Consider the following 25,954-nt stretch of genomic DNA (forward strand, 5'->3'; position numbering starts at 1 on the left):
GGCATCCGCATCACAGCTGTTGGCCGCTTTCACCCGAGACGATCAACACGCCGACGCCGACGCCCAGGACATGCGCGATGGCATGGAGAACTTCGAGATCGACGTCTCCCTGACCACGTTCGAGGTCATCAAGCAGCGGCTCAGGCAGTCCCGCACTCTCGGCGACGTCGGAGATTGTCATGCCAGCGGCCTCCCGTGCACGCACCACGGCTCTTCCAAGTTCCGCGAAGTCGTACTGAGCAGCATGGTGCGCTGCCGTCTTCGGCGTTTCCTCCGGCATCCGCACGACGATGCACTATAGTGCATCACGCGGCCTCCAAGCTAACCATGCTCAGCGCCGTCGAAGATCCACCCGCCCGGATTGCCGAACGCGGGCCAGCGTTGCATGAGTGCACTAAGGTGCACCACAGGAGAGAAGTCACACACGTTGATCACGACCAGTGCATAGGAGCAGCAAGTGAGCAGGGTGTTCGTCACGTTGGATCTCGACGACGAGGTATACGCGACGGCCAAGGAGCGAGCCCATGCCGAGTTGGTCTCCGCTGAAACGTGGATTGCGTACAGGCTGGAGCAGCACATCAACATGAACCGACTGCGCAACTCTGACCGCAGCGACGCCCCAGGGGAGAACGCCGGCAAGCAACATGCGTGACCGCCTACCGGCCGGCCGCCTTCCATGCCCGGACGAACTCCCGGTACAGGAACTGTTGATAGGGCTGGCCACCGATGCGGAACTGGGCCATCTGCCGACCGATCGCCTTGGTCCCGAACCAGAGCCCGGAAACCTTGGGCACGCCGGTCGCCACCTGCACCACCGAGGCGACGTCGTCGACGAGTTCGCGCTCTATCGGAGACGCCTCGGCTCGTCGCAACCCGAGACGATCGAGCAGCTGCTCCTTGACCTCCTCGATGTCTCGGGCGACCCGCAAGAGGTCTTCATCGGTGACGCACCGCATGATTGTTGCGCGCAGCTCGGCGGCGTCTTCCCGGTAGTCCCGGACGCGTTCGACGACCAGTTCGAGCCAGTCCGGATCCGCCTTCTGCATAGTCTCCGAGGAATCCCACAGCCGGCCGCCGAGCAGTGGCAGCTCCAGCTCCAGGAGCCGCATCCGGTGAGACTGGGGCGCGCCGGCCGCCTCCGCCAGCGATCTGTGGATTCCCCGGACGGACTTGATCAGGTCGAGCACGGAGCCGTTGTCGGTGTGGTCCTGGTTGAGCTGGAACGTCAGGGAAAAATCTCGACGCATCGGGTGCGCTTGGTAGCACGTACCAGCCACTTCGGCACGCACCTTGTACTTCAGGCCGCGCACCAGGTTGGCCATCAGGTACTTCTGTTCCGCGGCGGATGCGACCCGCTCAAGGGATCCTTCGAGCGTCAGCGCGGCGGCCCGCGCCCACCGTCCGTAGTCGTCGTCTTCGATGCCGTCGGACGTGGTGATGCGATCCGTGTGGTGTCCGGGAACACGGATCTTCCGGGCCTGGAAGTCGGACCACTCTCCGATACGACGCGACAGGCTGTTGCGCCGGCTGGGCTGAGCTTGATCGCAGATCAGCGCCTGGTCGACGAACTGCATCACGCTGCGCGTCCCTTGAGGGCTCTTCAGATCCCGCAAGGCGCCGGCCTCGGCGTCCGCGGCTACCGCCCACTGCTGGCCGTCGAGGCGCAACGGATGCAGAAGTTCGGCTCGCATCAACGCGCGCAGCAGTCGCGGCTGCTCGCCGTAGTCCTCGGGCCGGGGGTTCGGCAGGGTCGGATGGGCCACGTAGACCGTCGACATGAAGATCAAAGACTGGATCAGCTCGACGAAACACTGGCGCGCGAAGGGGTCCTCGGGCGCGGCGCCTTGGTTCTGCGAGACGATGAAGTCCTCGGCCCCGATGATCGATGTGACGTCGACCAGGACGCTCGAGTCTCGCTGCGGTCCGGTCACATGAGCTTCAAGAACCATTCGACGGCCTCCGGCGGTCCGAGGATGGTGGAGTCAAAGGTCGGCTCGGCTTGGCGCAGTGTCGCTACGTCCACGGGCACCCGGGCAGCTCCGCCGCGGTCAGCGGCACGGAGACCAACGGTCTCGCCGAGGCAGATTCCGGCAAGTCCGTCCCAGATCTTCTGCCTGGTGCGGTAGAAGATCTCGAAGTGCGTTGGGACAGCATCAGAGTATGGACTTAGGTCAATGGCGGTTCTGACCATGTCCATGGTCTGCGATGTGGTACGCGTCTTGAGCTGGAAGCCCGCCGCTTGGAGCTGGGATTCGAAGCCACGCGGCTCGGTGCCGCTGCTGCGGGTCACCGACGCCCAGCGTGGACCAGCCACCGAGCTCGGCTGACCGATTTCGGAGCCGTCGACTCGCACACTGCCGGTCGGCTGGTCACAGGTGATCAGCAACGGCGTTCCGCCGACACCCATCTCCGGCGCCAGGATGAAGGCAGCGACGGGCCGGTACTCCCGGAGTACGCAGACGACCGAGCCGAACTCGCGATGATCCGGTCGTACGAACTCGGCGGTGCCGTCGATGGGATCGATCACGTAGAGCAACTTGCCTGGGTCGGCGACTTCGGCGCGCTCATCGTCCCGTCCGTCCTCCTCCCCGATGATCACGGCGTCAGGGTCGAACTCTCGGATGCGATCGGAGATCAGCCGCTCGATCTCGACGTCGGCTGCCGTGAGCAGCGTCTTGTCAGGCTTGGTCGTCACCGGCAACGTCGCGATGCGTTCCCGGTACCGGCGGACGACGTCCTTCAACTCGTCGGCAAGGGTCTGCCAAAGTCGGTCGAAATCCGTCATGGTGCGCCTCCAGGTGCTCCGGAAGACCGGCATGCCAGAACAGGATCATTGTTCCATGTCGTCCGGTTCGGACTGCCCATGCTTCGCTCGGCGAGCGACTCGGTCCGGGCACCGCTTTCTCGGGTACAGATTCTCCAGATCCGACACCCCGTACGATGACGGTGCAGACAACACCGGGCACCGGTCGTATGGAGCAGCTTCTTGCGTGATCTCGATGAAGACCCGGCGAAGGAACCCTTCCCGTACGACGCCGCATCACTCGGGCGAGCAGTTGCCGCAGCGAGGCAAGCCGCCGGCCTAACCCTGGACGGGTTAGCGGCGCGGTCTGGGGTCTCCCGCAGGATGATCGTCGACATCGAGCAGGGCCGGAAATCCTGCACGGTCAAGACGCTCCACGCGATCGCCCACGCGGTGTCCGTTCCGCTGGGCACGCTAGCTGACTCAGCCTGCGGACATGACATCTCCGCCACGCAGCCGCTGAATCTCGCAACTCCGTAGATCGCCCCTACGCACAAACGGCACATCTTCCCCGAATGCAGTACTTGAACGACATGCCGCCCACAGTGCACTAAAGTGCATCATCTTGCGATAAGCTGATCTGGTCGCTCCGAAGTGCGCGACGAGCCTTGAAGGCCTCGGCACCGCGCGCTCTTCATGGCGAAATGAATAAGCATGTCGCGACGGGAGTTGTCATGTCCACGGAAACAGATCTACAAGAGGAGACGGAAGGTCGTGCGGGAGGAAGTCCTCCGACAAAACGCCGCCGAAAGTCCGTATCGTCATCACCGGGAACGCGCATTACGGCACGTTACAGTTCCATCTGTGCAACATGCCGCGCCGGGATCTCGCCAGGTGACTCGATTGGTCGACTTCCAAGGAATGTCAGCCGCTATGGCGACCCGGGCTGGATTTGTATCCCGTGCCTGACAACGGCGGCCGAGCCTGGGCAGCCAAGCTTGCGCGATGTCGTAGCACGCACCTACCTTCGATGGGCACGCGGCAAGCCGATCAGCTTGAACAAGGTCGAAACCGAGGTGCTCGCGAACGAGATCCTCCAGGCCGATGCCGATCTCACCCCCGATCGCCGGTGTGAGACCGGCGCCGTCGACGATCATCCCTCAACACCGTGGCGAGAATGGGACCAGTCCGAGGCGCCGATAGCGCAGATCGTCGGCTACATGCTCGACTCCATTCATTTCGATTTCTCGTGCAACCTCAGAACTAGAACAGCCATTCGCTTGCTGTCTCACATCATCGGCAAGACATGCACGTGCGGAAAACATGTTCCCCAAACCCTCGTCTGCGTCTACGAGATGATGAACATCGTGTCCAGTTGGGAAGCATTGGACTGGCGGAACCCGCTGCGAGAAAAGGGGATCGCCGCATTCTCGCAGCGATACGCTCGGACAGCACTTCCGCCGCTGCTTTGAGGCACGAGATCGCACCGAAAGCGCATGCCGTTCTACCTCAGGAGATGAGCGTATGCCGCCGCATTTCCCTTGAGTCCGGACAGATTCGCAGGTGGTTCCTTCGCGGTGCGCCGAGCCAGCACCTCGGGCCGCCCGGACGCCGGAAGGCCCTCCACCTCCGGCGGCACCACCGGGAACTTCGGTTTCGGTTTGACCGGCACCTCAATCGCAGAAAGCACCTCTTCTCGCCTCAGCCAGGTCCTCCGAGGGGATGGCCGGTAGGCGGGCAGGATCCCCTCATCGATCATCCGATACACGACGTACTTCGACACGCCCAGCAGTCCAGCCGCCTGTTTGACAGAGATTCTCTCCTCGTTCACGTCGGCGACGGTCCCCGCCCCCGCGATGCGCGCCATCGTCCTCGGGTGCGGCAACGGTGCAATACCAGTGCCGTCGGGGTGGAACCCAACCCGCTCGACGGGAAAGCGTCCCCACGTTCTACAACTCCACAGCTGTCTCCGTGTCCGCCGCAAGGTGAGTGACGTATCGGGCTGGCCGCGAACGGTCGTCGCCAGCCCGAGACACCAGGACAACGAAGTCCCGCTCGGGCCTCGATCATCGACGGCCAAGCGGAGCGAAAAGTGGCAGCGAAACCGAACCAGTACATGGAGACTGTCCCGGACCTGAACAACCCCGGCGCGAAAGTTCGACGCCAGCGCACTGATGCGCTGGGCCGACTGGGCTGGCGACTGCGGGTACGAGACCCGCGCACTGGTGGGCAGCCTGAGCAGACGTTCTACGGCACGGAAGACGAGGCATGGCGTGAGCTGGTCCGTCTTGAGCAGGAGATCAGTGCTCGCTCCGTTCGCCCGGCAGACGGCGCGAAGAACACGACCGTAGAGAACTTCACGACGAAGTGGCTCGAGCACTACCAGTACAAGATCCAGCCGACCGAGAAGTTCGACGGAACTACTCGCCCATACTCGACCTGGTCGAACAGGTACGCCCTCTGCACCGGGTACATCGTGCCGGGTCTCGGCAAGCGTCGCCGTTTGTCCAGCATCACGACCCAGGACCTGATGGATCTGATCGCCGGCCTGAAGCGGAAGGACGGCGAAGCTGTCGCCAGCCATACTCGCCAGTCCGTCGCCAATACGGTGAAGGCGATGTTCCGCGACGCGGAAGTGATGGGATACCTCAGCACCAACATCGCCGAACTCGTCCCTTCCTCCTGGGAGGCCACGAGCAGCCGTCGGCAGTCGCTTCAGGTGTCGATCAGAAGCATGGAGGGTCTCGCGGCCCGACTCGACTCAGAGTGGTTGCTGCCTCGGTGGACGAGAGACCTGACGGGTCCCAACGGCGAGGGTCGTGGCGACATTCTTCGGCTCGCGGCCTACACCGGCCTGCGTTGGGAGGAGTTCGCCGCTCTGGACGACGAGGCCGTAATCCTGCCTGAGCGGGTCATTCTGGTGCGGGCGACCGCAACAGAGTCCGGCGGCCGCCGAGAGGTCCGCCGATCGAAGGATGGAAAGACTGCAGGCAAGACCCGCGCCGCCACCCGGTCGATCGTCATCGTCGACCAGGCGGTTCCCGTGATCGAACGACTCCAGGCCATCCGTCGCCGAGGTCTGGCACTCGAACCAGCCCGCGAACAGCGCCGTCAAGCGCGCGGTGTCAAGCGTCCACCGAACCAGCCCTTCGATGAGCGGTGGAGCCTTCTGCTGCCCGGCGAAACCGGCGGCTACATGTCCTACGGGCACTTCCGGAAGAAGCTCAGGAAGGCCCGTGACCTCAGTGGCATCGACTACACCGTTCACGAGCTGCGGCACATCGCCGCCTCGATCCTGATCGCCTCCGGCGCCAGCGACTACGAGATCCAGGAGCAGATGGGCCATGTCTCCGTGGAGATGACGCGGCGGGTCTACGGGCACCTGTTCCGCGTCGACCGCACCGAACTGGCTCGGCGGGTCTCCAAGAAGATCGCAACACTGAGCCAGGCAGAGTTCGAGGCAGCGGTGGCCGCGGGCAATGGCGAAGCCGACGAAAACCGTGACAAGTGATGCGTTCCTGAGATCACTTGGCTGCCAGCAATGCATGATGACGACCTCATGATGGTCGTCATCATGCTTTTGAAGTGGCGCGGCCGGGAGCTTCGCTTCGGCCACACCGACGTGACCGACACCGCGACCGCTGCCTGCACGAACCGGGCGCCAGGACCGTTTCGTCTGACCAGCGGATACTTCGAACCCTGCGAGAGTCGCTATCGTCGCAACGTGCAGCAAGATCATCCAGCCGTGGGGCTCGGCGAACTCCTGTACCGGCGGGCCCAGGGGGATTCCCTCACTCCGGGCGAGCAGGAGACGATCCGGCGCAATAGTGCTGGCGTCGTACGGGTTGCTGCTCTCCGGTACGCGGCGGTCTTCGCCGAGGGACAGATCCTGGCGAACAGCTTGCTAGGAGGCGAGCGAGTACGTGGCGCGGTGAACCTGGCCGCCGAACACAACAGGGCCGACAAGGCACTCACCGCGCGGGTCGGTCGTCGGCTCACCGACGCGGATTCCGGCGAAGCCGCATCGGGCCCCCTCGAAGCGCTCGTCATGCGGCACCTGGCCGGCAAGACCTTCGCGAAAGCGCTGACGGGTGTGTTACAGCAACGGCAGTTGAGTCCGCACGCCATCGACAAGCCGGGCCGCGACTTCGGCGACTGGATGGCCGGCTACGGCCTCCTGGCCCCGATGCCGGCGGACGTCAGCCGGCTACTGACCCTGCCGAACCCGGATTTCGCCGACCACGTCATCGCGAGCCTCAAGGCTGCAAGCCCCCTGCCCGCTCATGAAGCGATCACCTCCCGGTGGGACGCGGTCTCCAAACGGGTCACGAGACAGCTCCGCGAGCACCGTGAGCTCATCAAAAGCCGGCTGGAAGCCATGCCGCGTCACCGACGGAGCCGGACGGCCGCAGCGGAGCTTCGCGAGGCTTGCCGGCTGTATGCCGTCGGATGTGCGCTCAGCGAGATCGCTGCGCATGCCGAAAAGGAGCTGCAGATCCGGTGCTTCGCGGCCTATCACAGCAATACAGTGCAGCGGATACGGGTGGAATGCCTGAACGCCGCAGCCGCCGAGGTGGCGCAGAAGTGGCCGGACCTGGCAGCCGTGGTATGGGAGGCGTGCGCCCGACACCGCCAGGAGTGTCCCGAGACGACGTCTCCGCATCCCTGCTCCGGCTGTGCCCGAGGGATCGCTGCCGAGGTCCAGCGCACGACGGCTTTCGTAGACCCGGCGATCAAAATCGTCGAGCCCTCACCGCTGGCCGCCGAGCCAACACCGCTGCCGATGGAGCCCGCACCGGATCCGAAGCCCTCCACGTCCGCCAGCCTGGTGGACGTCGGTGCCGAATCAGTCGAGCTGGTGGAATGGATCCGCCGCCCGCAGGCGGACGGCCCACCGGCGGTCTGGCAGGTCATCCTGCACCGGCTGCACCTGCGTGGCGGCTGGTGCCCGATCCCGGAAATCACACTGCCGCTCACCAGAGACAGCACGCCGCTGAGTCTGCGGCTGGACTACAACGGCGGCTCCCGGACGCGCCGATCGGTCGAGCAGCAGGTCCGACTGCGGCACCAGGCCGGCGAATGGGAGCTCACCGGCTTGGACTGGCCCTCGGACCTACCGCCCGGAGTCATCCTCACCCTCAAATGGGCGCTGGCCGAATCGTCCGTCGCGGCAAAGACCAGCACATTGTGGCCGCCGGTCCGGGTCGACGGTGTCGCGTTCTTCGACCGCTACCACTCCGGGACGGTGATCCGGGAACTCGCGCCCGGTTCCGACCAGGATCGTGACACGCCCGATCTCACCAACGAAGGATGGGTGCTGCGGACTCTGCGCGTGCTCGGGCATCTGCGGACCGACGGCTCAGTGATCATCGCGGAGCAGGGGCTCATCGCCAACTGCCGACGTCTTGGCATACCCGGCCGTCGGGCCGATCAACTGCACCGGGTTGTGGACCGGCTCCTCCAAAGAGGTCTTCTCAGCCGCGTCGAGGGCAGCGTCGACGTGGACGGCACACCGCACTGCCCGCCCCGTCCAGGCCGGGCACGAGTCCCAATGTTGCGTTTCCAACCGACGCCAGTGCCCCTGGACGAAAGATCCCAGGGACCCAACTCCACTGACGCCCGGGCGCGCAGAGCACACGTCGTCCAGGGCTTCGTCCGCCGCCTACCGGACGGAGCCGAAGCCTCGCAAGCACAACTGGAACTCTACGAAGAGGCGGTACGGCAAGCTCAGGTCGTCGCCGGCTCGCTGCCGCCGGGGCACACGTATGTCCAGAGCCACCGACGCAAAGCGTGAGACCGTAGAATCGCCGAGCGGCCGCCCCCGCGCAGCCGTTCAAACGGGTCGGGAGGCGGCCCAAAGGTTCGAGCGAATGCCGCTGGCGCACAGCGTTCTGCCAGAGCAGAACGCCCAGATCCAAGAAAATAGATCACCCTTGTAGCCATGAGGGAAAGCTGAGGGAACAAGAGCGCGCTTATCAGCGCGGTGAGGTGCCGAACATGGCCCCTCACCAGCGTAAATAGCTGGTGGGCGATACTGGGATCGAACCAGTGACCTCTTCCGTGTCAAGGAAGCGCGCTCCCGCTGCGCCAATCGCCCTCGTCATGCGAGGTGGAGACGGGATTTGAACCCGTGTACACGGCTTTGCAGGCCGTTGCCTCGCCTCTCGGCCACTCCACCGAGGCGGCCGATGCAAGGATCAGCAACAGCCTTCTCCGAGCGGACGACGGGATTCGAACCCGCGACCCTCACCTTGGCAAGGTGATGCGCTACCAGCTGCGCTACGTCCGCACGCCCCCGGAGTCTTTCCCGGCGACGGATGAAACCTTAGCCGAGGCCTGCCCCTGTTGACAAAGCGGGTCCCCTCATCGCGGGTCGCCGAGGATCCGGCGCATCTCGGCGGCGAGCTCGGACTGGAAGGCGGCGATGCTGCCGTCCACGACGCCGACGCGGTAATCGGGGCCGGTTTCGGGGTGATCGGCCTGCGCCTGGTCGCTGTGCCGGGCGGTGCCATCGGTGTGGCCGGCGTTATACGCCTGCAAAGAATCGTCGAACACGGCGACAAATCTCCCACGCCCGGGCAGCCGTGGCGCTCCGCCGTCAGGTCGGAAGAACCGTCACGCAGCGGAGTTCCCGCACCGTGCGGACGGGTGCGGCGTCGGCGGTCCGGCTACCGCGGGCCGGCACTTGCGGCGGGTGGCAATCAACCACAGCCGACCCTCACTGTGATCACAGACTCCGCACAACCGGGGTGCCGACGCTTGTCTTCGGTGACCAGTCGAGGAGCCTTGATGACCACGCATGACCAGGAAGAACAGTCCGTCAGCACGGAGCCGGCGGTCCCCGCGGCGGCAGCTGGACCCGCGGCGGCAGTTGGACCCGAGGACGAGCCGACAGCCGTCGTCGTGCCGGCTCCGTCGTCCCAGCACGTTCCCACCGAATCGCCCACCACGGTGACCGAGATCATCACCGAGCCGCGGGGAGAGGTCACGCCGGCCGATCCCGGCGAGCCGCCCGCCGGCGGCTGGGTCCCGCCGGCCGCGGGCGCGGACGTCCCGCCCCCGTGGATGCCGCCGTCCAAGATCTCCGCCAAGGAGCGGTTCACGAAGAGCCCGAAAGTCGTCCTCGCGGCGGCGGTCCTCTTCACCGCGGTGGCGAGCTCCGGCCTGACCGCCGGGATCATGTCCGCGACCGGCGACGGCTCGTCCACCCCGGGCGTGACGGTCCAGCAGGGCGGCCCCGGAACCGGCATGCGCGGCGGAGGCGGCTTCCCCGGAGGCGGCGGTTTCGGTGGCGGCCAAGGCGGCTTCGGAAGCGGTCAAGGCACCACAGACCAGGGCACAACAGACCAAGGCACAACAGACCAAGGCACAACCGATCAAGGTACGGCCGATCAGGGCACCACCCAGCAGGGCGCCACGGGCCAGGGCACTCAGCAGGGCTCCACCGGCCAGGGCACCGGCACCTGATCCATCTCACCGCCCGGAGCCGAAGGCGGCGTGACTCCCCCGGGTCACGCCGCCTTCTCCGTCACCGAACGCGTTACAGGCCCAGGACGCTCGGGTCGGACGACATCTCGCGCAGCCGCTCCGCCGCCCGAGGCACCAACCGGCGACTCTGCCGGTCCATCAACCCCGCCACCCCGGTCACCACCGCGACCGGCGTCCCGTCCACCCGCGTGTAGTCCTGCTCCACCCGGAACGTCTTCCCGTCGCCCCAGAAGAACCGGCAGTCCACGTCGACCTCGTCACCGGAGCGCAGCTCCTTCAGGTACCGGATGGTGGTCTCCAGCACGACCGGCCCGCATCCCGCCGCGACCAGCACCTCCGGGGTCACCCCCGCAGCCTGGAAGCACTGCCAGCGGGCGTGTTCCCCGTACTGCAGGTAGACGGCCTGATTGACGTGCCCCTGGACGTCGAGTTCGTAGCCGCGTACCGCGATGCGTACCTGAAAGTGGTCAGCCATCGACCGATCGTCACACACGATCAGCCCCAGCGGTGGAACTGCGCCTCCGCCTGCCGCTCGCCGCGGGACAGCAGGAACGCCCGCCCGCCCGGCAGCCGGCCAGCTCCGTGGCTGAGCACCAGGTTGGCGAGGACGCGCGACACCCCGTACCAGGGAAGGCGGTAGGGCAGGCCGAGGTCGCGCATGGCGGCCGGGCCGAGCAGCCAGCAGCTCACCGACAGCGCCCGTTCCCGTTCCCACCAGCGCCGCCACCGGCCGCCGGGCAGATCGTCGGCCATGTGGATCAGGGCGTGGGCGAGGGCGACGCTGTTGTCGTCCGGCGGCGGGTCGTTCGACAGGAAGTGGTAGAGCAGCCGCCGGCCACGGCGTTCGGTGTGCGGCAGCCACTGCTCGTCGACGCCCATGAGCCAGCCGACGTAACTCCACAGGTGCATGACCGCGGCCGCGTCGTCACGGGAGATCCGCACGCCGAGCAGGCGTAGATGCAGCAGGAAACTGGTGCTGAACACGCCCAGGGTGCTGGCTTGGTCGTACTGGTTGATCGGCAGGCCGCGCCGCTCGTGGTCCCACGACGGGTCGGCCTCCAGCCGGGCGTTGACCAGGGCGTGCATGACCCGGACGTGCAGGGTGATCCGGAACCCCTCCGCGTCCGGCCGGAGACCGCCGGGCGCGGTGACCGCCCGCCACCAGAGCGAGGTTTCCTTGATCCGGCGCAGCGTTTCGCCGCCGGCCAGCCTTCCGGTACGCACGAGCGGCTCCAGCGCGGCGGCGGTGCGATAGCCGCCGAGCAGCGATCCGTACGCCAGCACCAGTCCGGCGTCCATCCCGAACGCCCGGCAGGCCTCGGCGCCGCGTTCCAGCAAGCGGTCGTCGACCCAGTCCGGCCGCTCCCGCACGCGGTCGAAGAACGGCCCGTCGAGGGTCCCGGCCGCGAACATGCGGTGCAGCTCGTTCGGCGTGACCGTCCGGATCAGCTCGGCGGCCGCCTCGTCCCGCCGGTTCAGGCCGGCCCGCAGCTCGGCCAGCTCCTCCCCGGTCGGCGCGGTGCCGGGCCCGGCCACCAGCCGCAGCGGGCGGGCAGCCCGTTCCGACCAGTCCGCGTCGGCGCGGAAGCGAGTGGGCGTCATCAATCCCTGGGCCATGCGTCGACGATAAACTCACGCGCTGATCACTGTTGGGCCCCCAGTTTCACCGTCGCGGAGCCGGGTCGACCGCTGCGGGTGTAATCCACCGTGACCGTGTCGCCGGGGTTCTTGGTCAGGGTCACCGCCGCCACGTCGTTCGTGGTGGTCACCGGGCTGCCGTCGATCGCGGTGATGACGTCGCCGGCTTTCAGGCCGGCCTGTGCTGCCGGGCTGCCGGGCACCACCGATCGGATGTAGACGCCACCCGCCCGGCCCTGCGCCTGGGGAACCGTGATCAGCTCGACCCCGAAGTACGCGTGGGTGACCGTCCCGGTTTCGATGATCTCGTCGGAGACCGCCTTCGCGTGGTCGACCGGGATCGCGAACCCGAGCCCGATGTCCCCGCCGCCGCCACCGCCGCCGTCGGGGTCCGGGATGTTCGCCCCGGCCGAGGGCACGCCGATCAGCTCGGACGCGCAGTTGACCAGCGCCCCGCCGCTGTTGCCCGGGTTGATCGCCGCGTCGGTCTGCACCGCCGAGACCAGCAGCGCCGTCTCCCCGTTGTCACCGGGCACCTCGATCGTCCGGTCGAGCGCGCTGACGATCCCGGCGGTGACCGTGTTGGAGAGGCCGAGCGGCGCGCCGAGCGCCACCACCGGCTGACCCACCTGTACGGCCTCGGAGCTGCCGAACGCGATGACCGGCAGGTCCGACTCCCCCTCGACCTTGATCACCGCGAGGTCGGACTTGGGGTCGCGGCCCACGATGGTGGCCGGCACTCCCCGCCCGTCGTTGAAGAGCACACCGACCTCGCCGCCGTTCGCCGCCACCGAGATCACGTGATTGTTGGTGAGGATGTAGCCGTCACTACGGATGATCTCGCCGGATCCGGTGCCGCCCGTCGAACCGTTCGACGCCGAGATCGTCACCACCGACGGCAGCGTCTTCTCGGCCACCTCGGTCGCCGCGCACGTCTCGGCGGTGCTCTGCGACGCCGCCGGGTTACCCGCCGCGGGCTCCTCGTTCGCCGACACCGCGACCGCTCCGGCCACCGCGCCGAGCGCGGCGGCGACCGCCATGCCGGCCCACATCACCCAACCGCTGCTGTTCGCGGTGTCCATGCTCACCGTCCTCGTCCAAGGGCTCTTCCTCGCAGTCCAGGAAAGGTGATCCGGCCCGGACCGGCATCCCCCGCAGTGAATGAGTCGGCGAACTCTCAACTCCGCTATCACGCCGCCGACAGGATCCGCCGAACCCTGGCTGCAACCAGGCGCTCACCCCCCAGTCGTCGGTCGAAGAGCGAAGGGTCACCCGTGCACCTCCCCCGAAGTGCGGCAGTCGGCATGGCAGCGGTCATGCTCTGCGGCAGTCTCAGCGGCTGCAGCAGCCTCAAGGAGCTGACCAGCAGCAGCAAACCGCTGCTCGGCGGCAGTTCGACAAGCAGCCCCAGCGCCAAACCCTCCGCCGCGGCGACCGGCAAGGACGCCGCCGCGAAGAAGCCGGAACGCGAGAGCGGCCCGCTGGACACCGGCACCGTGACCCATCGCCTCAAACAGGGCAACTTCACCGTCACGCTGAACTATTGGACCTCCGACAACGCGAAGCTCTACACCGCCGAGTCGGCCAAGACGCTCAACGTGGCCGCCCACATCGAGGACGCCGACAGCAAGCACCGGGTCAAGGTGAGCACGTTCCAGGTGACTCAGGACGACGGCACGGCACGGGTCGACGTCACCACCGACAGCGGGTCGTTCGACATCACCCCGCCCTATCCCTACAACACCGTGGTGACGCTGCCGGCAGCGACGACCGGAGCAACGACGCTCACGCTGACCTTCCGGATGGATCTCCTGGTGGAGACCACCCCGAAGTCGAACAGCTACTACCGCTCCACGGCCCTCGACACCCTGACCCTGCCTTTGATCACGAAGGGCGCCACTCAGTGAGCGAATCCAGTCCCGGCCTGCGCCGGGCGACCGACCGTCAGATCCTGCTGCCCCGCAGCGCCAAAGCGGGTCCGCTGGCGTTGCCACCCGTACCCGCGCTGGCCGAGCTGGAGGCGGTGGAGACCACCTCGGGCGAGTTCGCCGCGGCGGCCGCCGCCACACCCCGGCACGCGACGATCAGCTGCATCATCCCCTGCTACAACGAGCAGGAGACGATCGGCGATGTCCTGCGGAGCATCCTCGCCCAGACGCGGCTGCCGAACATCATCCACGTCATCATCAACAACACCGACGACGACACCCCCGAGATCGCCCGCAGCTTCGAGGGCCGGCACACCCGTACCGTGAAGGGTGAAGAGTTCGTCACCACCGTCCACGTCCATGACATGGGCGTGAACCCCGACAAGAAGGTCGGGGCGCTGAACTACGGGTACTTCCTCTCCCGTGGCTACGACTACATCCTCGGTGTCGACGGCGACACCACCCTTGCCCGGGACTGCGTGGAGCGGCTCGAGCTGGAGATGACCGACGACCCGCGGATCGGCGGGCTGAGCGCGATCTACAGCATCGACAAGAGCCGCTACAAGGGCCTGATGGCGCGCTTCCTGATCGCCGGCCAGCGGGCGCAGTTCGGCGCGTTCAACATGGACAACCTGCTCCGCGGCCGCAACATGGCCGTGCTGGGCGGCCAGTGCAGCCTGTTCAGCATGCGGGCACTGGAGATGGTGATGGTCCGCCACCACCAGCAGGCGCCCTGGGTCCGGGACAGCGAGGTGGAGGACAGCAAGCTGTCGCTCCAGATCAAGGACGCCGGCTACAGCACCAAGATCAGCGCCTCGGCCCGCGCGTACGTCGGCCCGATGACCAACCTGCGCGCGCTGCACGGCCAGCAGGTGAAGTGGAACTTCGGCGCCATCGACCTGTTCTGGCCCGGCCAGCGGGGCGACAACAAGGGTCAGCCGATGCACCCCAACCTGCGGCTGCGCTGGTACGAGAACATCGCGATGGTGTTCAACATCGGCTCGCGGCTCGGCTTCATCCTGCTGCTTGTCGCGTCCCTGTCGATCGACGCCTTCGTGTTCAACCCGATCTGGCTCATCCCACCCGCGGTGGCGATGCTGCTCAACCTGCGCCTGGCGCTGGCGATGAAGGACAAGAGCGCGTCCGACCTGCTCTACGCCGCGCTGGCGTTCCCCGCCGAGCTGTACATGTGGATCAGGATGGGGCACTTCGTCTCCGCCTGGACGCAGTTCCTGGCGCAGACCGACAAGGACAACTGGGCGGCCCAAGCCAACGCGGAGAAGGGCAAGGGCTCCGCCTACGTCATGCCGCTGGTGGTGCTGCTCGCCATCATCGGCGCCTCGATCTACGCCTGGAGCCAGCAGAGCATCAGCGTCCAGTCCGCGATCCTCAGCCTGGGCTGGCCGATCCTCTACATCTTCACCATTCTCCAGACCGTCTTCATGCTCAAGAAGCTCTTCCGCCGTCACCGCGGCTTCGCCGTCTGACCCGAGCCGTCACCGCCCGGCCGATCGTGGAAGGATCGGCCGGGCGGGTTTGTACGATGACGAACCAGCCGAGATCTCGTAGGGACAAGCACATGGCAGAGGGAACCGGCGCGGTGAAGTCGCCGTGGAGCGGCGCGTTACTCGCCGTCGCCGCGATGGCAGTCGTCAGCGTCGTCGCACTGGTACAGAAGTGGGACGCCGCGTCCTGGTTGTGGGCGGCCGCCGTCTGCGCCGGAGGCGGGCTCATCGTCTTCCTCACGCAGGCACGCCGCAACCGGCAGCTCGACGCCGCAGCCAGGCAGGCCCGCCAGACCGGCAACGGCCCGGACATCGAGCAAAGCACGCGATAACCGATATTTCCGACCTGCGCGCCTGGATGTACGGATGTGACGACCATGGCGCCCGGCGGACGGTGAGCACGACGGTTGGGCGTCCCGGGCCGCCGTGCTCTATCAGGGGCGCGAGCAATACGACTGGGCGACATTGGTGACCAGCGACAAAGCTGTCGTCACCGTCGCGAGACGTGTCCCGCGTGACGCTCGCATCGCCGAGTTGGCCGAACGGCAGGAGGCGGCATACAAGAAGGCGGTAGCCGATCACTCGGGACGTAGGTCCGGGCCGGCTTTCGCCGCTTGAAGCTGCGGGAACTGCTTCCACAGCGCGGCGAGAAACGCGCGGTGCGCCGGCTCGCCGTGGGCCACCGCGCTCGCGAAGACGACGTTGAGGGCAGCGACCAGCGGGTCCCGGTCCCCCGCGTCGATCAGAGCGGGAAGCGCCACATGCTGTTGCGACATCTCCAGCGGCGGGTTCCCCGGCACCCGCACGGTGGTCCAGGTGACCGGAGCCTGCTCCAGCAACTCCCAGACCTCCGCCTGATACTGCGCCTTCGGGTTGAAGGGCGGCGGCAGAGGACGCTGCGCCCGTAACGCCTCCAGGGCCTCGGACGCCCACGGCATCACGCTGAGCCCCGCCACGGCGACCGCCCGCTCGGCCGCCCAGAGAACCACCGCCCGCAGCGTGTCGGTATCGGCGGCGCCGAGCGCGGCCGGCAGCTTCCGGTCGTACTCCTGAACCGGGTTGGCCCGCTTCAGGGCTTTCTCCAACCGCGTCTTCTTCGGGCGCTTCCTCCGGGTGGCCACCAGCGTGCGATCCCGGGCTGCCACGGCGCCATCGCGATCCGGATCGGCGGCGTAGGCGGTCAGCCATCCCCGCGCCTGCACCGCCAGCTCCTCCACCGTCAGCGGCCCGATCCGGCCGGGGTTGGCCCGCATCCAGGACAGCGCGTGCTCGTCGGGCACGGCGGCACACCGGAACCGCGCGCTCTCCAGGAGATCGGATGTGATCGGTACGCCCGTCAGGTGCTCCATCAGGGCCAGGGCCCGCGCCTGCCATTTCTCGTCGTACCGCCAGCGCGGATCGGCCGGGTCGATCTCCTCCGTGCTCAGGTCGAAGCCCAGCGACGCCAGTGCCGGCACCAGCCGGTCCGGTTCGCTGCCCTCCCGCCATCCGGCTCCCCCGCACGGATCGAACGACACGAGGGTCACGCCGTCGCGGGCCCACCGCAGGACCGGGGCGGTGTTCTCGTTGAAGTAGAACGAGACGAGCTCACCCTTCGCGGACAGCAGCGCGGCGGATTCCTCGGTGGAACACCGGAACCCGTTCGGCTCGACGATCAGCGTCCAGCCGCCAAGGTCACCAGCGGCGATGAAGTCGAGCCCGGTGTCGAGGTCGGCGTGGAACACCCCGTCCTCCCCCATCGAATGGGGATAACCGACCTGCTCGGCAGCACCGGCGAGCCGGCGAGCGCCGGTGATGTCGACGGCTTCGGAGCCCCCGAGCGCGGCGATCACCTCATCGGGGGTGAGCGCGCGCACCAGCGTGGCACAGAAGTTGAGGCCGAGCGGGTACTCCTCGATGAACCAGAGGTAGTCGTCAGCAGATGCCGTCACGGCATGATCATGCCGGACCATACCGACCAAAATCAGCCAATGCCGCAGCGAGTGGAGCGGATCGCGGCTAGATGAGGACGGCACTCCACTGGATCATCATGGTGCGATGACGCGACTACAGCGATTGCTCGTCGAATTGGAAATGGGGTGGAATGGTCCAGCGAAGTGTGGCCCGGCCGTCGACGTCTTCGAGAGTCACGGGATAGACCTGCCCAGCTGACCGCCCTCCGGTGAAGCGCTGAAGTTCCAGCGGGGACCAAGCAATGAAGAGAATCGGGCAGCCCGCCACCTCGATTACTCCAGCACGGAGAGGGTGCTGCCAGCCCGCACGCCATCCGAGATGGTGATGGCTGTGCAGGTCGACATGCGCCATATGCGGGTAGTGATCCTGAGCGCTGGCCCACCTGTTGATCGCTGCCGCCCGCTCCCGCGCAATCTCGACCGGCAGGTCAAGCCAACCATGGCTGTCATCGCCGGGGGCCGTGAGAATGCGAGGGGCATCGAAGTGTTCCCATGCTTCCTGCGCGCCCTTGCCCCAGATCCGGATATCGGCGAGCCCATCGACGCCCTGATCGCCGTGCATGAACCCGACCCAGGAGTCGAGCGCCCGGGCGTCACCGATGACGGTTCCGCACCGATCCACCGGCAGATCGCCCAGTAACGCCGGTCCGCTCCCGGCCGACACTGCAGAGAAAGGCAGACCCAAGTCGATGTTCAGCACCGCGATCGCGTCGCCCGTGTCGATCGGCCGGTAGGCCCCGGCCCTGGTATCCGCGGTTATCGCTAACGATCCGGGCCCAGCCGGCACGGCCACCGCCTCGGCGAGCCAATCTCGTATGCACGCACCGCCAGACCCCGCCGTCGACATCGCACGCACAGACAATGGCTCGCCGAGCTCCGACCATTCGTCCAGCAATCCCGCGCAGGCCAGCACCACAGCGCCTGACGGTGCAACCACCTGCCCCAGAGCCGCACCCATCGATGCGAAACCGCCGCTGTTTGTCACAACCGCCGATGATCGCACCTTCAGTTCCCAGGACGTCCGCTCATCGGTACGCCCGGGCACCCGCCGTCCTGTCCGGGTCATTGCCGACAACGCCCGATCAGCGGCAGAGTACGGGTGCCGCATCGCCTCCTTCCGCGGCGGATGTACTGCTTAGAGACCCGCCGCCAGAAGGTCACGCAGCAACTGCGCCCCGGCCTGAACGCGATCTTCGGTGTCCACCTGGCGGCCGCTACGAAGCCGTTGCGGGATCGCCAGGGTCAGCCGCTCATCGACGCCGAAGTCCATGCAGAACCGTCGAAAGGCATCGAGAAACTCCTCCTTCGGTGGAGGCCTCAGGATGAAACCGTTCGGAGCGTTGCATAGCCCGGTGCCGCTCTTGGGTAGAGCCATCCACCGGGAGTATTCGGGGTAGCCGCCGATGAAGACGGGTTCCCCGAAAGCCCCGACCTCACGGACCAGGGCGCTGAGGTAAGGGTCGCGGTAGCGGCCGTTCATCTGAGTCTTGTTGAGCATGCAGATCTGGTAGCCCATCGCACCGCCGACGCTCGCGTAGATGCCTGACGGGCCCTCGCGCATCGCGGCGTAGCGCACGAGGTAGTAACGCCAGTCGAAGTTCTCCTCGTGCGCTCTCGCTTCCACGAATGCATTGCGAATCTCTCTCAGCGAGACCTCGGCGGAAGTCCCGGCGGCGACAGCGTCCAGGACAGCCTGCTGGAGAATCACGCGTGTGGACATCCCGACCCGTTGCGCCAGGCGGCCATCATGGTCCCTCCATCGGCCACCAGCGAGGCAGGGACCACCGTGGCTGACGCCGCGACCACAACGAGTACGGGATCGCGCTCGACATCCGAATCCCGCATCACCTTGAAGCGCCCCCAGAGTAAGGAGCGAAAACGCCAACGGCCCGTTACCAGGATCCTGATAACGGGCCGTTGATCTGCATAAACACTGGTGGGCGATACTGGGATCGAACCAGTGACCTCTTCCGTGTCAAGGAAGCGCGCTCCCGCTGCGCCAATCGCCCTGGCAATGCGCACAAAAATGCGAGGTGGAGACGGGATTTGAACCCGTGTACACGGCTTTGCAGGCCGTTGCCTCGCCTCTCGGCCACTCCACCGAGCTGGCCCCGTGGAAGAAGGCCTCTCCGAGCGGACGACGGGATTCGAACCCGCGACCCTCACCTTGGCAAGGTGATGCGCTACCAGCTGCGCTACGTCCGCGTGTCTCCGGGCTGCCCCGGCGACGAGGAAAACATTAGCCGGTCCCCTCGCCGCCCGCCAAACCGGGGTACCCCGGCGTGTCGCGAGCTGGGGAAACACGCCAGGATCCAGGCGTGGAGCTGACGACCTGGTACCTGGAACAGACCGATGCCGCCCAGATCCAGCCGGGGCGGGAACCGCGCGTGCCGGTGGAGGTCGGGCGGGCCGAGGTGGCGAGCCCGGAGCTGAGCCGCTTCCTCTACACGGCGGTGGGCGGTGACTGGTTCTGGACCGACCGGCTGTCCTGGACCTGGGCGCAGTGGCAGGACTGGCTGACCCGTCCGGGGGTGGAGACCTGGGTGGCGTCGGTGCGCGGCACGCCGGCCGGGTACGTGGAGCTGGACGGCCGGCACCCGGGCGCCGTGGAGATCGCGTACTTCGGGTTGCTGCCGCAGTTCGCCGGGCTGGGCCTCGGCGGGCATCTGCTGACCGAGGGGCTGCGGCGGGCGTGGCGCCTGGCGGACCGCTGGCCGCACCAGACGCCGATCTCCCGGGTCTGGGTGCACACCTGCAGCCTGGACGGCCCGGCGGCGCTGGCGAACTACCGGGCGCGCGGCCTGACCGCCTACCGGACCGAGGTCACGCCGTCGAGCCGGCCCGCGGAGACGCCCGGACCGTGGCCGGGAGCCGGCCCGAGAGTCACGCCGGGCCTGACAGGCCGGCCGGAGTCATGATCAGGCCACCGGCAGTCCGGCGGACGTGAACGCCCGCCCGTCGTCGGTCACGGCCGCCGACTCGTAACCGCCGGCCACCCGCCCGGCGAGCCAGGACAGCCCGGCCTCACCCATGGCGAGCGCGGTCGTCGCGTACGCGTCGGCGACCGCCAGGTCCGGGCCGACCACGGTGACCGAGCGCAGCCCGGTGGCCGGTTTCCCGGTGCGTGGGTCGACCACGTGCGCGCCCCGCTCGTACGTGCCGGAAGTCGCCACCGCCCCGTCGGTGAGCGCCAGCACCCAGCTGAGCTTGCCGGCTTCCCAGGGGTGCCGGACACCGACCCGCCAGGGCCCGCCGGTGGGGCCGGTCCCGCGCATCCGGATGTCGCCGCCGGCGTTCAGGTAGTGCCGCCGCGACCCGGCTTCGGCGAGGCGCTGCGAGGCCACCTCGATCGACCAGCCCTTCACGTAACCGGACGGATCGAGTTTCCCGCCGGCGTAGGCGTCGAAGTACCCGTCGGTGTCGCGCCACAGGTCGGCGCAGCGGTCCAGCACGAGTCGCAGGTCGGCCGAGCAGTCCTCGAGCGCCAGCGCGCCGTCGCGGAACCGGCACACCTCGCTGTCCGGCTTGTAGGTGCTGAACCGCGCGTCCACCTCATGCAGCCAGGAGCAGGTCATCTCCACCAGACCCGACAACTCGGACTCGGGGAGCTCGTCCGCCAGTTCGATGCTGACGACCGTACCCATGACCTGCTCGACGTGGCGCACGAAACTGGACCCTACGCGCCCGCCTTGTCCAGCGCCGCCTGCAGCGAGGTGACATACGACTGGCTGGTGAAGGTCGCGCCGGAGACCGCGTCCACGTCCGCGCTCTGCGCCGCCAGCGTCGCCTCGCTGAGCTGCTTCACCGCGTTCGGGTTGATCGTCCCGCTGAAGCCGTCGGTGGGGTACGTGGCGTCCGCCGCGCTGACCTTCCCGCCGCTGACCTTGATGGTGACCTGCACGGTGCCGTACTCGTTCTGCACGGCCTTGCCCTTGTAGGTGCCGGCCTTGAGCCCGGCCTCCTCCTCGGCCGGGGCTTCTTCTTTCTTCTTGTCCGAGGAACCCGAATTGTCCGAAGAAGCCTTCTTGTCCGACGAAGACGAGCCCTTCTTACTCGCCGAGGGGGACGGCTCGGCAGCCTCCGGATCGTCGCCGGTGGCGGCCTCCTGCGCGACCGGCGCGGTGGCGATCGGCGCGTCCGGCGGCTGCACGCTCAGGCGTACCCCGAGGATCAGGGCCGCGCCGGTGAGGGTCCCGACGGCTGCTGCGGTACTACGTCGCATCGCGAATCTCCCAGGGAATCAGAACTCGAAGGGGTCGAGGTGGATCTGGCTGCTCGGGACGTCGAGGTCCTGCAGCGTGCCGACCGCCGTGTTCACCAGGCCGGGCGGGCCGCACAGGTAGACGTCGCGCCGGTTCACGTCCGGCACCAGGCCGCGCAGGCCTTCCGGGGTGAAGAGGCGCTGCGGGCCGGGGTCGTTGCGGCCGCCGACGATGTAGCGCACCCAGGCGTCCCGCTGCTCGGCGAGCTCCTCGAGCTCGGCACGGAAGACCAGCTCGTCCGGGCGGCTGGCCCGGTAGATCACGATCGTGTCCGGCGGCATGTCCTCCAGCAGCGCCCGGATCGGCGCGATGCCGCTGCCGCCGGCGATCAGCAGAGCCCGCCTCCGGGTACGCCGCTGCGCCGTGAACGTGCCGAACGGTCCTTCCGCCCAGACCGGCGTGCCCGGCCGCATCGTGGCGAGCTTCGCGGTGTGCCCGCCGGCGATCGTCACGGTGAGCCGCAGCCACTGCCCGTTCGGCGCCGCGGAGAGCGAGAACGGGTGCGACTGCCACCAGCCGTTGGCGGTCAGGAACCGCCAGCGCATGAACTGGCCGGCCTGCACCGGGATCTTCTCGAGGCGCTTGCCCTCGATGTAGATCGAGAACGTGTTGGCGCCCTCGCCGACCACCTCGGCGACGCTGAAGCGGTGCCGGGCGTTGAGCCAGAGCGGCTCGACCACGCGGCCCCAGATCAGCGCGGAGAGGGTGAGGCAGCCGAGGGCCGGCCAGAAGACCGACGCGAACCTGCCGCTCATGTCGGCGCCGGCGGAGATCTGATGGGCGTAGCCGAGGAGCAGCACGGCGTAGCTCGACAGATGCAGGAGATGCCAGAGCTCGTACGGCAGCACGGTGCGGATGAATCGCAGGGAACTCAGCGCGATCACGACCAGCAGACCTGTCGCGACGGTCGCGCTGATCATGTCGGGGAACGTGGTGATCACGGTCCAGCCCTGCTCGACGACGCCGGTGCCGGCGGTGAGCGAGTACGCGTAGACGATGAAGACGACGTGCGCGACGACCGCGGTGAACAGGGACGTGCCGAGCCAGCGGTGCCAGCGCAGCAGGTCACGGGAGCCGACCCATTCCTCCAGCCAGGAGACCCGGCTCATCATGAGGAGCTGGATGAAGAGCAGGTAACCACCGACCACGCCGGTGATCCGCCCGGCCGCCAGCATCATGCTGGTGGTGTCGCTGACCGCGCCGGCCTGGGTGTTGAAGAGCCAGAGGGAGATGCTCGTCGCGAGGCCGGAGAAGAACAGCAACACGGTGAGCAGCCGGTTGCCGCTCGTCGCCTCGGCGGGCGGGCGGTCGTCGGGGATCGGGACACCGGCGCCGGCCTTCCAGCCGGTCGGATCGGTGAGCGACTCCACCACGATGTCGCCACGCCGATAGGGGTCCGTCGCATCGGATTGCTGGGGCCACTGTGACTGCGGGGGCCACGGCGGCATCGACGGGTTGTCCCAGCTGGGACGGTCGTCGTTGCGGAGATCGGCGAAGTATCCGTCGTATCCGTCGTCGGGCCGCTCACGAGAAGCGTGGAAGGCCGGTATGGCCATCGTCCTCACCTGCTAGCAGTCGTCTCTCGGCGTCTGCCACCCCTGCGGCTGACGTGACGGCCCGGTCGCAGGAGGAGCCGTCAGGGATGGGTACGCGTCCGGCCGCCGGTTGGCTCAACGGCCCTCCGGAAAATTCCTCCGAACCTCATCGGGATAGGTTCAGCCGATGAGCAACCCGGAAGTGGTCACGGTGGTCGGCGTCGGCGCCGGCGGGTGGTCAGACCTTTCCGGTACGGCCCATCGCGCTCTCGCTGCCGCCGAGGTGGTCTTCGGCAGCGCCCGTCAGCTCGATCTGCTCCCGGACACCGTCACCGCCCGCCGCGAGAAGTGGCCGTCCCCACTGGTCCCGGCCCTGCCCGGCCTGATCGAGGCGGAACGCGGCCGGGCCGTGGCCGTGCTGGCGAGCGGCGACCCGATGTTCCACGGGATCGGCGCCACGCTCGCCCGGGTGCTCGGCCCGGACCGCATCCGGGTCCTGCCGCACCCCTCGTCGGTGTCGCTCGCGGCGGCCCGGCTCGGCTGGGACCTGGCTGCCGCCGACGTGGTGAGCTTGGTCACCTCGCCGGTCGCGACGCTCGCCCGGTGGCTGCATCCGGGCCGCCGGATCCTGGTGCTCTCGGCCGGCGCGCACACCCCCGCCGAGGTCGCCGGCCTGCTCGTCGAGCGCGGCTACGGATCGGCGGCGGTGACCGTTCTTGAACAGCTGGGCGGCCCGGCCGAGCGGGTGGTCGCCGGCGCGGCCGACGGGTGGGTGGTCCCGCCCGGCGACCCGCTCAACGTGGTTGCGATCGAGCTCGGCGACGGGCCGCCGGCTTCCTGGGTGGCCGGCCTTCCCGACGAGGTGTACGCGGGAGACGGCCAGCTCACGAAACGGGAGGTGCGAGCCGTGACACTGGCGGCGCTCTCCCCCGTACCGGGTGGATTGCTCTGGGATGTCGGCGCCGGATCCGGGTCGATCGGCATCGAATGGATGCGCGCCCACCCGGCCTGCCGGGCGATCGCCGTCGAGTCGTCGGCGGAACGGATCGCCACCATCACCGCGAACGCGACGGCGCTCGGCGTGCCCGGCCTGCGGGTGGTGCACGGCCGCGCGCCGGACGCGCTGGACGGCCTGCCGGCGCCCGACACGATCTTCATCGGCGGCGGCCTGACCCGCGACGGGGTCCTGGATCGCTGTCTCGCGGCGCTGCGGCCCGGCGGCCGGCTGGTGGCGAACGCGGTCACCGTGGAGTCCGAGGCGGTGGTCGCGGCCGGCTACGCGAAGCACGGCGGCGAGCTGACCCGGGTCGCGGTGCAGCGCGGCTCGCCGGTCGGCGGCTTCACCGGCTGGCGCTCGTTCATGCCGGTCACCATCTGGTCGGTGGTGCCGGGGCTCGGTTCGGGAGGAACACAGTGACCGTGCACTTCATCGGCGCCGGACCGGGCGCCGCCGACCTGATCACGCTGCGCGGGCACCGGCTGCTCGCCGCCGCGCCGGTCTGCCTCTACGCCGGCAGCCTGGTCCCGCCCGAGCTGCTGGAGGCGTGCCCGGCCGGCGCGCGGCTGGTGGACACCGCGAACCTGAACCTCGACGAGATCATCGCCGAGATGGTCGCCGCCCACGAGGCCGGCAAGGACGTGGCCCGCCTGCACTCCGGCGACCCGTCGGTGTTCAGCGCGGTCGCCGAGCAGATGCGCCGGCTGGACGCGGCCGGCGTGCCGTACGACGTGACGCCGGGTGTGCCGGCCTTCGCGGCGGCCGCGGCCACGCTGGGACGGGAGTTCACGGTTCCCGGTGTGGCGCAGACCGTGATCCTGACCCGGACCGCGGAGCGGGCCACCGCGATGCCGCCCGGCGAGGACCTCGCCACGCTCGGCGCCAGCCGGTCCACGATGGTGCTGCACCTCGCGGTCCAGCGGATCGACGCGGTGGTGGCCGAACTGACCGGCAGCTACGGCGCGGACTGCCCGGTCGCCGTGGTGGCCCGGGCCAGCCGCCCGGACGAGCTGATCGTGCGCGGCACCCTCGCCGACATCGCGGCCCGGGTGACCGCGGCCGGCATCAAGCGGACCGCGGTGATCGTGGTGGGCGCGGCGCTGACCGCCGGCCAGTTCCCGGACAGCCACCTCTACTCGGCGAGCCGCTGCCGGTCATGAGGGTTCTGCTGCTCGGCGGCACTGCCGACGCGCGGCGGCTGGCCGGCCTGCTGGTCCACGAGGGACACCACGTGGTCAGCTCACTCGCCGGGCGGACCCGGGAACCGCTGCTGCCCGCCGGTGAGGTGCGGATCGGCGGGTTCGGCGGGGTGGAGGGGCTCATCGCGTACCTGCGGGGCGAGCGGATCGACGTCCTGGTCGACGCGACACACCCGTTCGCGGCCACGATGAGCGAGCACGCGGCGGTGGCGTGCGCGGGTCTCGGCGTACCCCGGATGGTCGTGGACCGACCGGGCTGGACCGCCTCGCCGGGCGACGTGTGGCACCGCGTCGCGTCCCTCGGGGAAGCCGCCGCCGTGATCCCCCGGCTCGGCCGGCGGGTCTTCCTGACCACCGGCCGGCAGGGCATCGCGGCCTTCGCGGAGCTCGACGAGTGCTGGTTCCTGGCCCGCTCGGTGGAGCCGCCGGACGCCGTCGCGCCGAAGCGGCTGGACGTGGTGCTGGACCGGGGACCGTTCACGGTGGACGGTGAGCGGCGGCTGATGGCCGGGCACCGGATCGACGTGCTGGTCACCAAGGACAGCGGCGGCCCGGACGCCAAGCTGGTGGCGGCCCGCGAGCTCGGCATCCCGGTGGTGATGGTGAATCGGCCGCCGGCGCCCCCGCTGGGCCCGCTCGACCGGGTCGCCGGCGTGCACGCGGTCACCCGCGCCATCGCCGAGGCTGAAACACGACACCCCTGAGGG

27 protein-coding genes and 6 tRNA genes are annotated in these 25,954 nt (G+C 68.3%); 13 read left to right on the forward strand and 20 right to left on the reverse strand.

The features are described from left to right. Positions 1 to 10 precede the first annotated feature (10 nt). Positions 11 to 280 (reverse strand): helix-turn-helix domain-containing protein, encoded by a 270-nt coding sequence (locus AMIS_RS42040; protein WP_231859423.1) that lies wholly within the window; start codon positions 278 to 280, stop codon positions 11 to 13. Between the two features lie 177 nt (positions 281 to 457). On the opposite strand from AMIS_RS42040, the gene AMIS_RS33070 reads away from it, so the two are divergent. After that, on the forward strand, positions 458 to 652 hold the full coding sequence (locus AMIS_RS33070) for a hypothetical protein (RefSeq protein WP_014446822.1): 195 nt from the start codon (positions 458 to 460) through the stop codon (positions 650 to 652). A 4-nt stretch (positions 653 to 656) separates the two neighbouring features. Here the strand turns inward: AMIS_RS33070 and AMIS_RS33075 are convergent, their stop codons facing one another. Continuing rightward, positions 657 to 1,949 (reverse strand): hypothetical protein, encoded by a 1,293-nt coding sequence (locus tag AMIS_RS33075; protein ID WP_063711186.1) that lies wholly within the window; start codon positions 1,947 to 1,949, stop codon positions 657 to 659. Beyond that, the gene (locus AMIS_RS33080) at positions 1,928 to 2,785 is read right to left on the reverse strand and encodes an inositol monophosphatase family protein (RefSeq protein ID WP_041831529.1); all 858 of its coding nucleotides are present in this window, start codon (positions 2,783 to 2,785) and stop codon (positions 1,928 to 1,930) included. The genes AMIS_RS33075 and AMIS_RS33080 overlap by 22 nt, the downstream gene beginning before the upstream one ends. Before the next feature lie 201 nt (positions 2,786 to 2,986). Here AMIS_RS33080 and AMIS_RS45045 point away from each other — a divergent pair, with 201 nt between their 5' ends. Together AMIS_RS45045 and AMIS_RS43105 are read left to right on the forward strand one after the other, a co-directional pair. Further along, on the forward strand, positions 2,987 to 3,283 hold the full coding sequence (locus AMIS_RS45045) for a helix-turn-helix domain-containing protein (RefSeq protein WP_063711187.1): 297 nt from the start codon (positions 2,987 to 2,989) through the stop codon (positions 3,281 to 3,283). A 458-nt stretch (positions 3,284 to 3,741) separates the two neighbouring features. Further along, a complete protein-coding gene (locus AMIS_RS43105; RefSeq protein ID WP_157435162.1) occupies positions 3,742 to 4,215 on the forward strand; it encodes a hypothetical protein in 474 nt (157 codons plus the stop codon). A gap of 32 nt (positions 4,216 to 4,247) precedes the next feature. On the opposite strand, the gene AMIS_RS43515 is transcribed toward AMIS_RS43105, so the two are convergent. Next, positions 4,248 to 4,610, reverse strand: a complete 363-nt coding sequence (locus AMIS_RS43515; protein WP_014446827.1) for an excisionase family DNA-binding protein — start codon at positions 4,608 to 4,610, stop codon at positions 4,248 to 4,250. Positions 4,611 to 4,835: 225 nt separating this feature from the next. Between AMIS_RS43515 and AMIS_RS33095 the strand changes: the two genes are divergently transcribed. Beyond that, positions 4,836 to 6,254, forward strand: a complete 1,419-nt coding sequence (locus AMIS_RS33095; RefSeq protein ID WP_014446828.1) for a site-specific integrase — start codon at positions 4,836 to 4,838, stop codon at positions 6,252 to 6,254. A gap of 30 nt (positions 6,255 to 6,284) precedes the next feature. After that, complete coding sequence (locus AMIS_RS33100; RefSeq protein ID WP_014446829.1) at positions 6,285 to 8,537, forward strand: hypothetical protein; 2,253 nt, start codon at positions 6,285 to 6,287, stop codon at positions 8,535 to 8,537. Positions 8,538 to 8,765: 228 nt separating this feature from the next. Here the strand turns inward: AMIS_RS33100 and AMIS_RS33105 are convergent. The 4 genes from AMIS_RS33105 to AMIS_RS33120 all read right to left on the reverse strand — a co-directional run bounded on the left by AMIS_RS33105 (position 8,766) and on the right by AMIS_RS33120 (position 9,298). Then, positions 8,766 to 8,840 (reverse strand) — tRNA-Val (locus tag AMIS_RS33105). A gap of 10 nt (positions 8,841 to 8,850) precedes the next feature. Continuing rightward, positions 8,851 to 8,921, reverse strand: a tRNA-Cys gene (locus AMIS_RS33110). A gap of 38 nt (positions 8,922 to 8,959) precedes the next feature. After that, positions 8,960 to 9,032, reverse strand: a tRNA-Gly gene (locus tag AMIS_RS33115). 74 nt (positions 9,033 to 9,106) lie between these two features. After that, the gene (locus tag AMIS_RS33120; RefSeq protein WP_014446830.1) at positions 9,107 to 9,298 is read right to left on the reverse strand and encodes a hypothetical protein; all 192 of its coding nucleotides are present in this window, start codon (positions 9,296 to 9,298) and stop codon (positions 9,107 to 9,109) included. 234 nt (positions 9,299 to 9,532) lie between these two features. Between AMIS_RS33120 and AMIS_RS43785 the strand changes: the two genes are divergently transcribed. After that, a complete protein-coding gene (locus AMIS_RS43785) occupies positions 9,533 to 10,210 on the forward strand; it encodes a hypothetical protein (protein WP_014446831.1) in 678 nt (225 codons plus the stop codon). A 73-nt stretch (positions 10,211 to 10,283) separates the two neighbouring features. On the opposite strand, the gene AMIS_RS33130 is transcribed toward AMIS_RS43785, so the two are convergent. Genes AMIS_RS33130 through AMIS_RS33140 form a run of 3 tightly spaced genes read right to left on the reverse strand, consistent with a single transcriptional unit; the run spans position 10,284 to position 12,951 of the window. After that, positions 10,284 to 10,706, reverse strand: a complete 423-nt coding sequence (locus tag AMIS_RS33130; protein WP_014446832.1) for an acyl-CoA thioesterase — start codon at positions 10,704 to 10,706, stop codon at positions 10,284 to 10,286. A gap of 20 nt (positions 10,707 to 10,726) precedes the next feature. After that, positions 10,727 to 11,848, reverse strand: a complete 1,122-nt coding sequence (locus AMIS_RS33135; RefSeq protein ID WP_014446833.1) for an oxygenase MpaB family protein — start codon at positions 11,846 to 11,848, stop codon at positions 10,727 to 10,729. A 26-nt stretch (positions 11,849 to 11,874) separates the two neighbouring features. Beyond that, positions 11,875 to 12,951, reverse strand: coding sequence for a S1C family serine protease (locus tag AMIS_RS33140; protein ID WP_051042241.1), 1,077 nt, complete (start codon positions 12,949 to 12,951; stop codon positions 11,875 to 11,877). 222 nt (positions 12,952 to 13,173) lie between these two features. On the opposite strand from AMIS_RS33140, the gene AMIS_RS33145 reads away from it, so the two are divergent. The 3 genes from AMIS_RS33145 (at position 13,174) to AMIS_RS33155 (ending at position 15,634) form a co-directional block, all read left to right on the forward strand. Continuing rightward, entirely contained in the window at positions 13,174 to 13,776 is a 603-nt protein-coding gene (locus AMIS_RS33145) for a hypothetical protein (RefSeq protein ID WP_041830220.1), read from the forward strand. Next, positions 13,773 to 15,284, forward strand: coding sequence for a glycosyltransferase family 2 protein (locus tag AMIS_RS33150; protein WP_014446836.1), 1,512 nt, complete (start codon positions 13,773 to 13,775; stop codon positions 15,282 to 15,284). Before AMIS_RS33145 ends, AMIS_RS33150 begins: the two co-directional genes overlap by 4 nt. A gap of 92 nt (positions 15,285 to 15,376) precedes the next feature. Then, positions 15,377 to 15,634 (forward strand): hypothetical protein, encoded by a 258-nt coding sequence (locus AMIS_RS33155; RefSeq protein ID WP_041830221.1) that lies wholly within the window; start codon positions 15,377 to 15,379, stop codon positions 15,632 to 15,634. A gap of 246 nt (positions 15,635 to 15,880) precedes the next feature. On the opposite strand, the gene AMIS_RS41020 is transcribed toward AMIS_RS33155, so the two are convergent. The 6 genes from AMIS_RS41020 to AMIS_RS33190 form a co-directional block, all read right to left on the reverse strand. Beyond that, positions 15,881 to 17,233, reverse strand: coding sequence for a DUF6461 domain-containing protein (locus AMIS_RS41020; protein WP_157435163.1), 1,353 nt, complete (start codon positions 17,231 to 17,233; stop codon positions 15,881 to 15,883). A 115-nt stretch (positions 17,234 to 17,348) separates the two neighbouring features. After that, a complete protein-coding gene (locus AMIS_RS42050) occupies positions 17,349 to 18,299 on the reverse strand; it encodes a hypothetical protein (protein ID WP_197537984.1) in 951 nt (316 codons plus the stop codon). A 90-nt stretch (positions 18,300 to 18,389) separates the two neighbouring features. Further along, positions 18,390 to 18,962 (reverse strand): hypothetical protein, encoded by a 573-nt coding sequence (locus AMIS_RS33175; RefSeq protein WP_157435164.1) that lies wholly within the window; start codon positions 18,960 to 18,962, stop codon positions 18,390 to 18,392. Positions 18,963 to 19,188: 226 nt separating this feature from the next. Then, positions 19,189 to 19,263, reverse strand: a tRNA-Val gene (locus AMIS_RS33180). Between the two features lie 22 nt (positions 19,264 to 19,285). Next, positions 19,286 to 19,356 (reverse strand) — tRNA-Cys (locus AMIS_RS33185). Between the two features lie 30 nt (positions 19,357 to 19,386). Further along, positions 19,387 to 19,459: transfer RNA gene (locus tag AMIS_RS33190), tRNA-Gly, on the reverse strand. Positions 19,460 to 19,572: 113 nt separating this feature from the next. Here AMIS_RS33190 and AMIS_RS33195 point away from each other — a divergent pair. Further along, on the forward strand, positions 19,573 to 20,172 hold the full coding sequence (locus AMIS_RS33195; RefSeq protein WP_041830222.1) for a GNAT family N-acetyltransferase: 600 nt from the start codon (positions 19,573 to 19,575) through the stop codon (positions 20,170 to 20,172). Here AMIS_RS33195 and AMIS_RS33200 read toward each other — a convergent pair whose 3' ends face one another. Genes AMIS_RS33200 through AMIS_RS33210 form a run of 3 tightly spaced genes read right to left on the reverse strand, consistent with a single transcriptional unit; the run spans position 20,173 to position 23,072 of the window. Further along, a complete protein-coding gene (locus tag AMIS_RS33200; RefSeq protein WP_014446842.1) occupies positions 20,173 to 20,898 on the reverse strand; it encodes an FAD:protein FMN transferase in 726 nt (241 codons plus the stop codon). A gap of 32 nt (positions 20,899 to 20,930) precedes the next feature. Beyond that, the gene (locus tag AMIS_RS33205; protein WP_014446843.1) at positions 20,931 to 21,476 is read right to left on the reverse strand and encodes an FMN-binding protein; all 546 of its coding nucleotides are present in this window, start codon (positions 21,474 to 21,476) and stop codon (positions 20,931 to 20,933) included. Positions 21,477 to 21,494: 18 nt separating this feature from the next. Beyond that, positions 21,495 to 23,072 (reverse strand): ferredoxin reductase family protein, encoded by a 1,578-nt coding sequence (locus AMIS_RS33210; protein ID WP_014446844.1) that lies wholly within the window; start codon positions 23,070 to 23,072, stop codon positions 21,495 to 21,497. Between the two features lie 166 nt (positions 23,073 to 23,238). Here AMIS_RS33210 and AMIS_RS33215 point away from each other — a divergent pair, with 166 nt between their 5' ends. The 3 genes from AMIS_RS33215 to AMIS_RS33225 are packed head-to-tail and all read left to right on the forward strand — an operon-like array spanning position 23,239 to position 25,951. Then, positions 23,239 to 24,468 carry a bifunctional cobalt-precorrin-7 (C(5))-methyltransferase/cobalt-precorrin-6B (C(15))-methyltransferase gene (locus AMIS_RS33215; RefSeq protein WP_014446845.1) on the forward strand — a complete coding sequence of 410 codons (1,230 nt, stop codon included), beginning with the start codon at positions 23,239 to 23,241 and terminating at the stop codon, positions 24,466 to 24,468. Beyond that, entirely contained in the window at positions 24,465 to 25,208 is a 744-nt protein-coding gene (gene cobM / locus AMIS_RS33220; protein WP_014446846.1) for a precorrin-4 C(11)-methyltransferase, read from the forward strand. The genes AMIS_RS33215 and cobM overlap by 4 nt, the downstream gene beginning before the upstream one ends. Then, the gene (locus AMIS_RS33225) at positions 25,205 to 25,951 is read left to right on the forward strand and encodes a cobalt-precorrin-6A reductase (RefSeq protein WP_014446847.1); all 747 of its coding nucleotides are present in this window, start codon (positions 25,205 to 25,207) and stop codon (positions 25,949 to 25,951) included. Before cobM ends, AMIS_RS33225 begins: the two co-directional genes overlap by 4 nt. The last annotated feature ends 3 nt before the right edge of the window (positions 25,952 to 25,954 follow it).

The organism is Actinoplanes missouriensis 431 (assembly GCF_000284295.1).
Taxonomy (GTDB): domain Bacteria; phylum Actinomycetota; class Actinomycetes; order Mycobacteriales; family Micromonosporaceae; genus Actinoplanes; species Actinoplanes missouriensis.

Coding starts and splice junctions, on each gene's coding strand:
- AMIS_RS43785 (WP_014446831.1), top strand. CDS start 9,533: ATGACCACGCATGACCAGGAAGAACAGTCCGTCAGCACGGAGCCGGCG.
- AMIS_RS33075 (WP_063711186.1), bottom strand. CDS start 1,949: ATGGTTCTTGAAGCTCATGTGACCGGACCGCAGCGAGACTCGAGCGTC.
- AMIS_RS33130 (WP_014446832.1), bottom strand. CDS start 10,706: ATGGCTGACCACTTTCAGGTACGCATCGCGGTACGCGGCTACGAACTC.
- AMIS_RS33205 (WP_014446843.1), bottom strand. CDS start 21,476: ATGCGACGTAGTACCGCAGCAGCCGTCGGGACCCTCACCGGCGCGGCC.
- AMIS_RS33135 (WP_014446833.1), bottom strand. CDS start 11,848: ATGGCCCAGGGATTGATGACGCCCACTCGCTTCCGCGCCGACGCGGAC.
- AMIS_RS43515 (WP_014446827.1), bottom strand. CDS start 4,610: ATGGCGCGCATCGCGGGGGCGGGGACCGTCGCCGACGTGAACGAGGAG.
- AMIS_RS33215 (WP_014446845.1), top strand. CDS start 23,239: ATGAGCAACCCGGAAGTGGTCACGGTGGTCGGCGTCGGCGCCGGCGGG.
- AMIS_RS33155 (WP_041830221.1), top strand. CDS start 15,377: ATGGCAGAGGGAACCGGCGCGGTGAAGTCGCCGTGGAGCGGCGCGTTA.
- AMIS_RS33140 (WP_051042241.1), bottom strand. CDS start 12,951: ATGGACACCGCGAACAGCAGCGGTTGGGTGATGTGGGCCGGCATGGCG.
- AMIS_RS33080 (WP_041831529.1), bottom strand. CDS start 2,785: ATGACGGATTTCGACCGACTTTGGCAGACCCTTGCCGACGAGTTGAAG.
- AMIS_RS33100 (WP_014446829.1), top strand. CDS start 6,285: ATGCATGATGACGACCTCATGATGGTCGTCATCATGCTTTTGAAGTGG.
- AMIS_RS33145 (WP_041830220.1), top strand. CDS start 13,174: ATGGCAGCGGTCATGCTCTGCGGCAGTCTCAGCGGCTGCAGCAGCCTC.
- AMIS_RS42040 (WP_231859423.1), bottom strand. CDS start 280: ATGCCGGAGGAAACGCCGAAGACGGCAGCGCACCATGCTGCTCAGTAC.
- AMIS_RS33210 (WP_014446844.1), bottom strand. CDS start 23,072: ATGGCCATACCGGCCTTCCACGCTTCTCGTGAGCGGCCCGACGACGGA.
- AMIS_RS33225 (WP_014446847.1), top strand. CDS start 25,205: ATGAGGGTTCTGCTGCTCGGCGGCACTGCCGACGCGCGGCGGCTGGCC.
- AMIS_RS33200 (WP_014446842.1), bottom strand. CDS start 20,898: ATGGGTACGGTCGTCAGCATCGAACTGGCGGACGAGCTCCCCGAGTCC.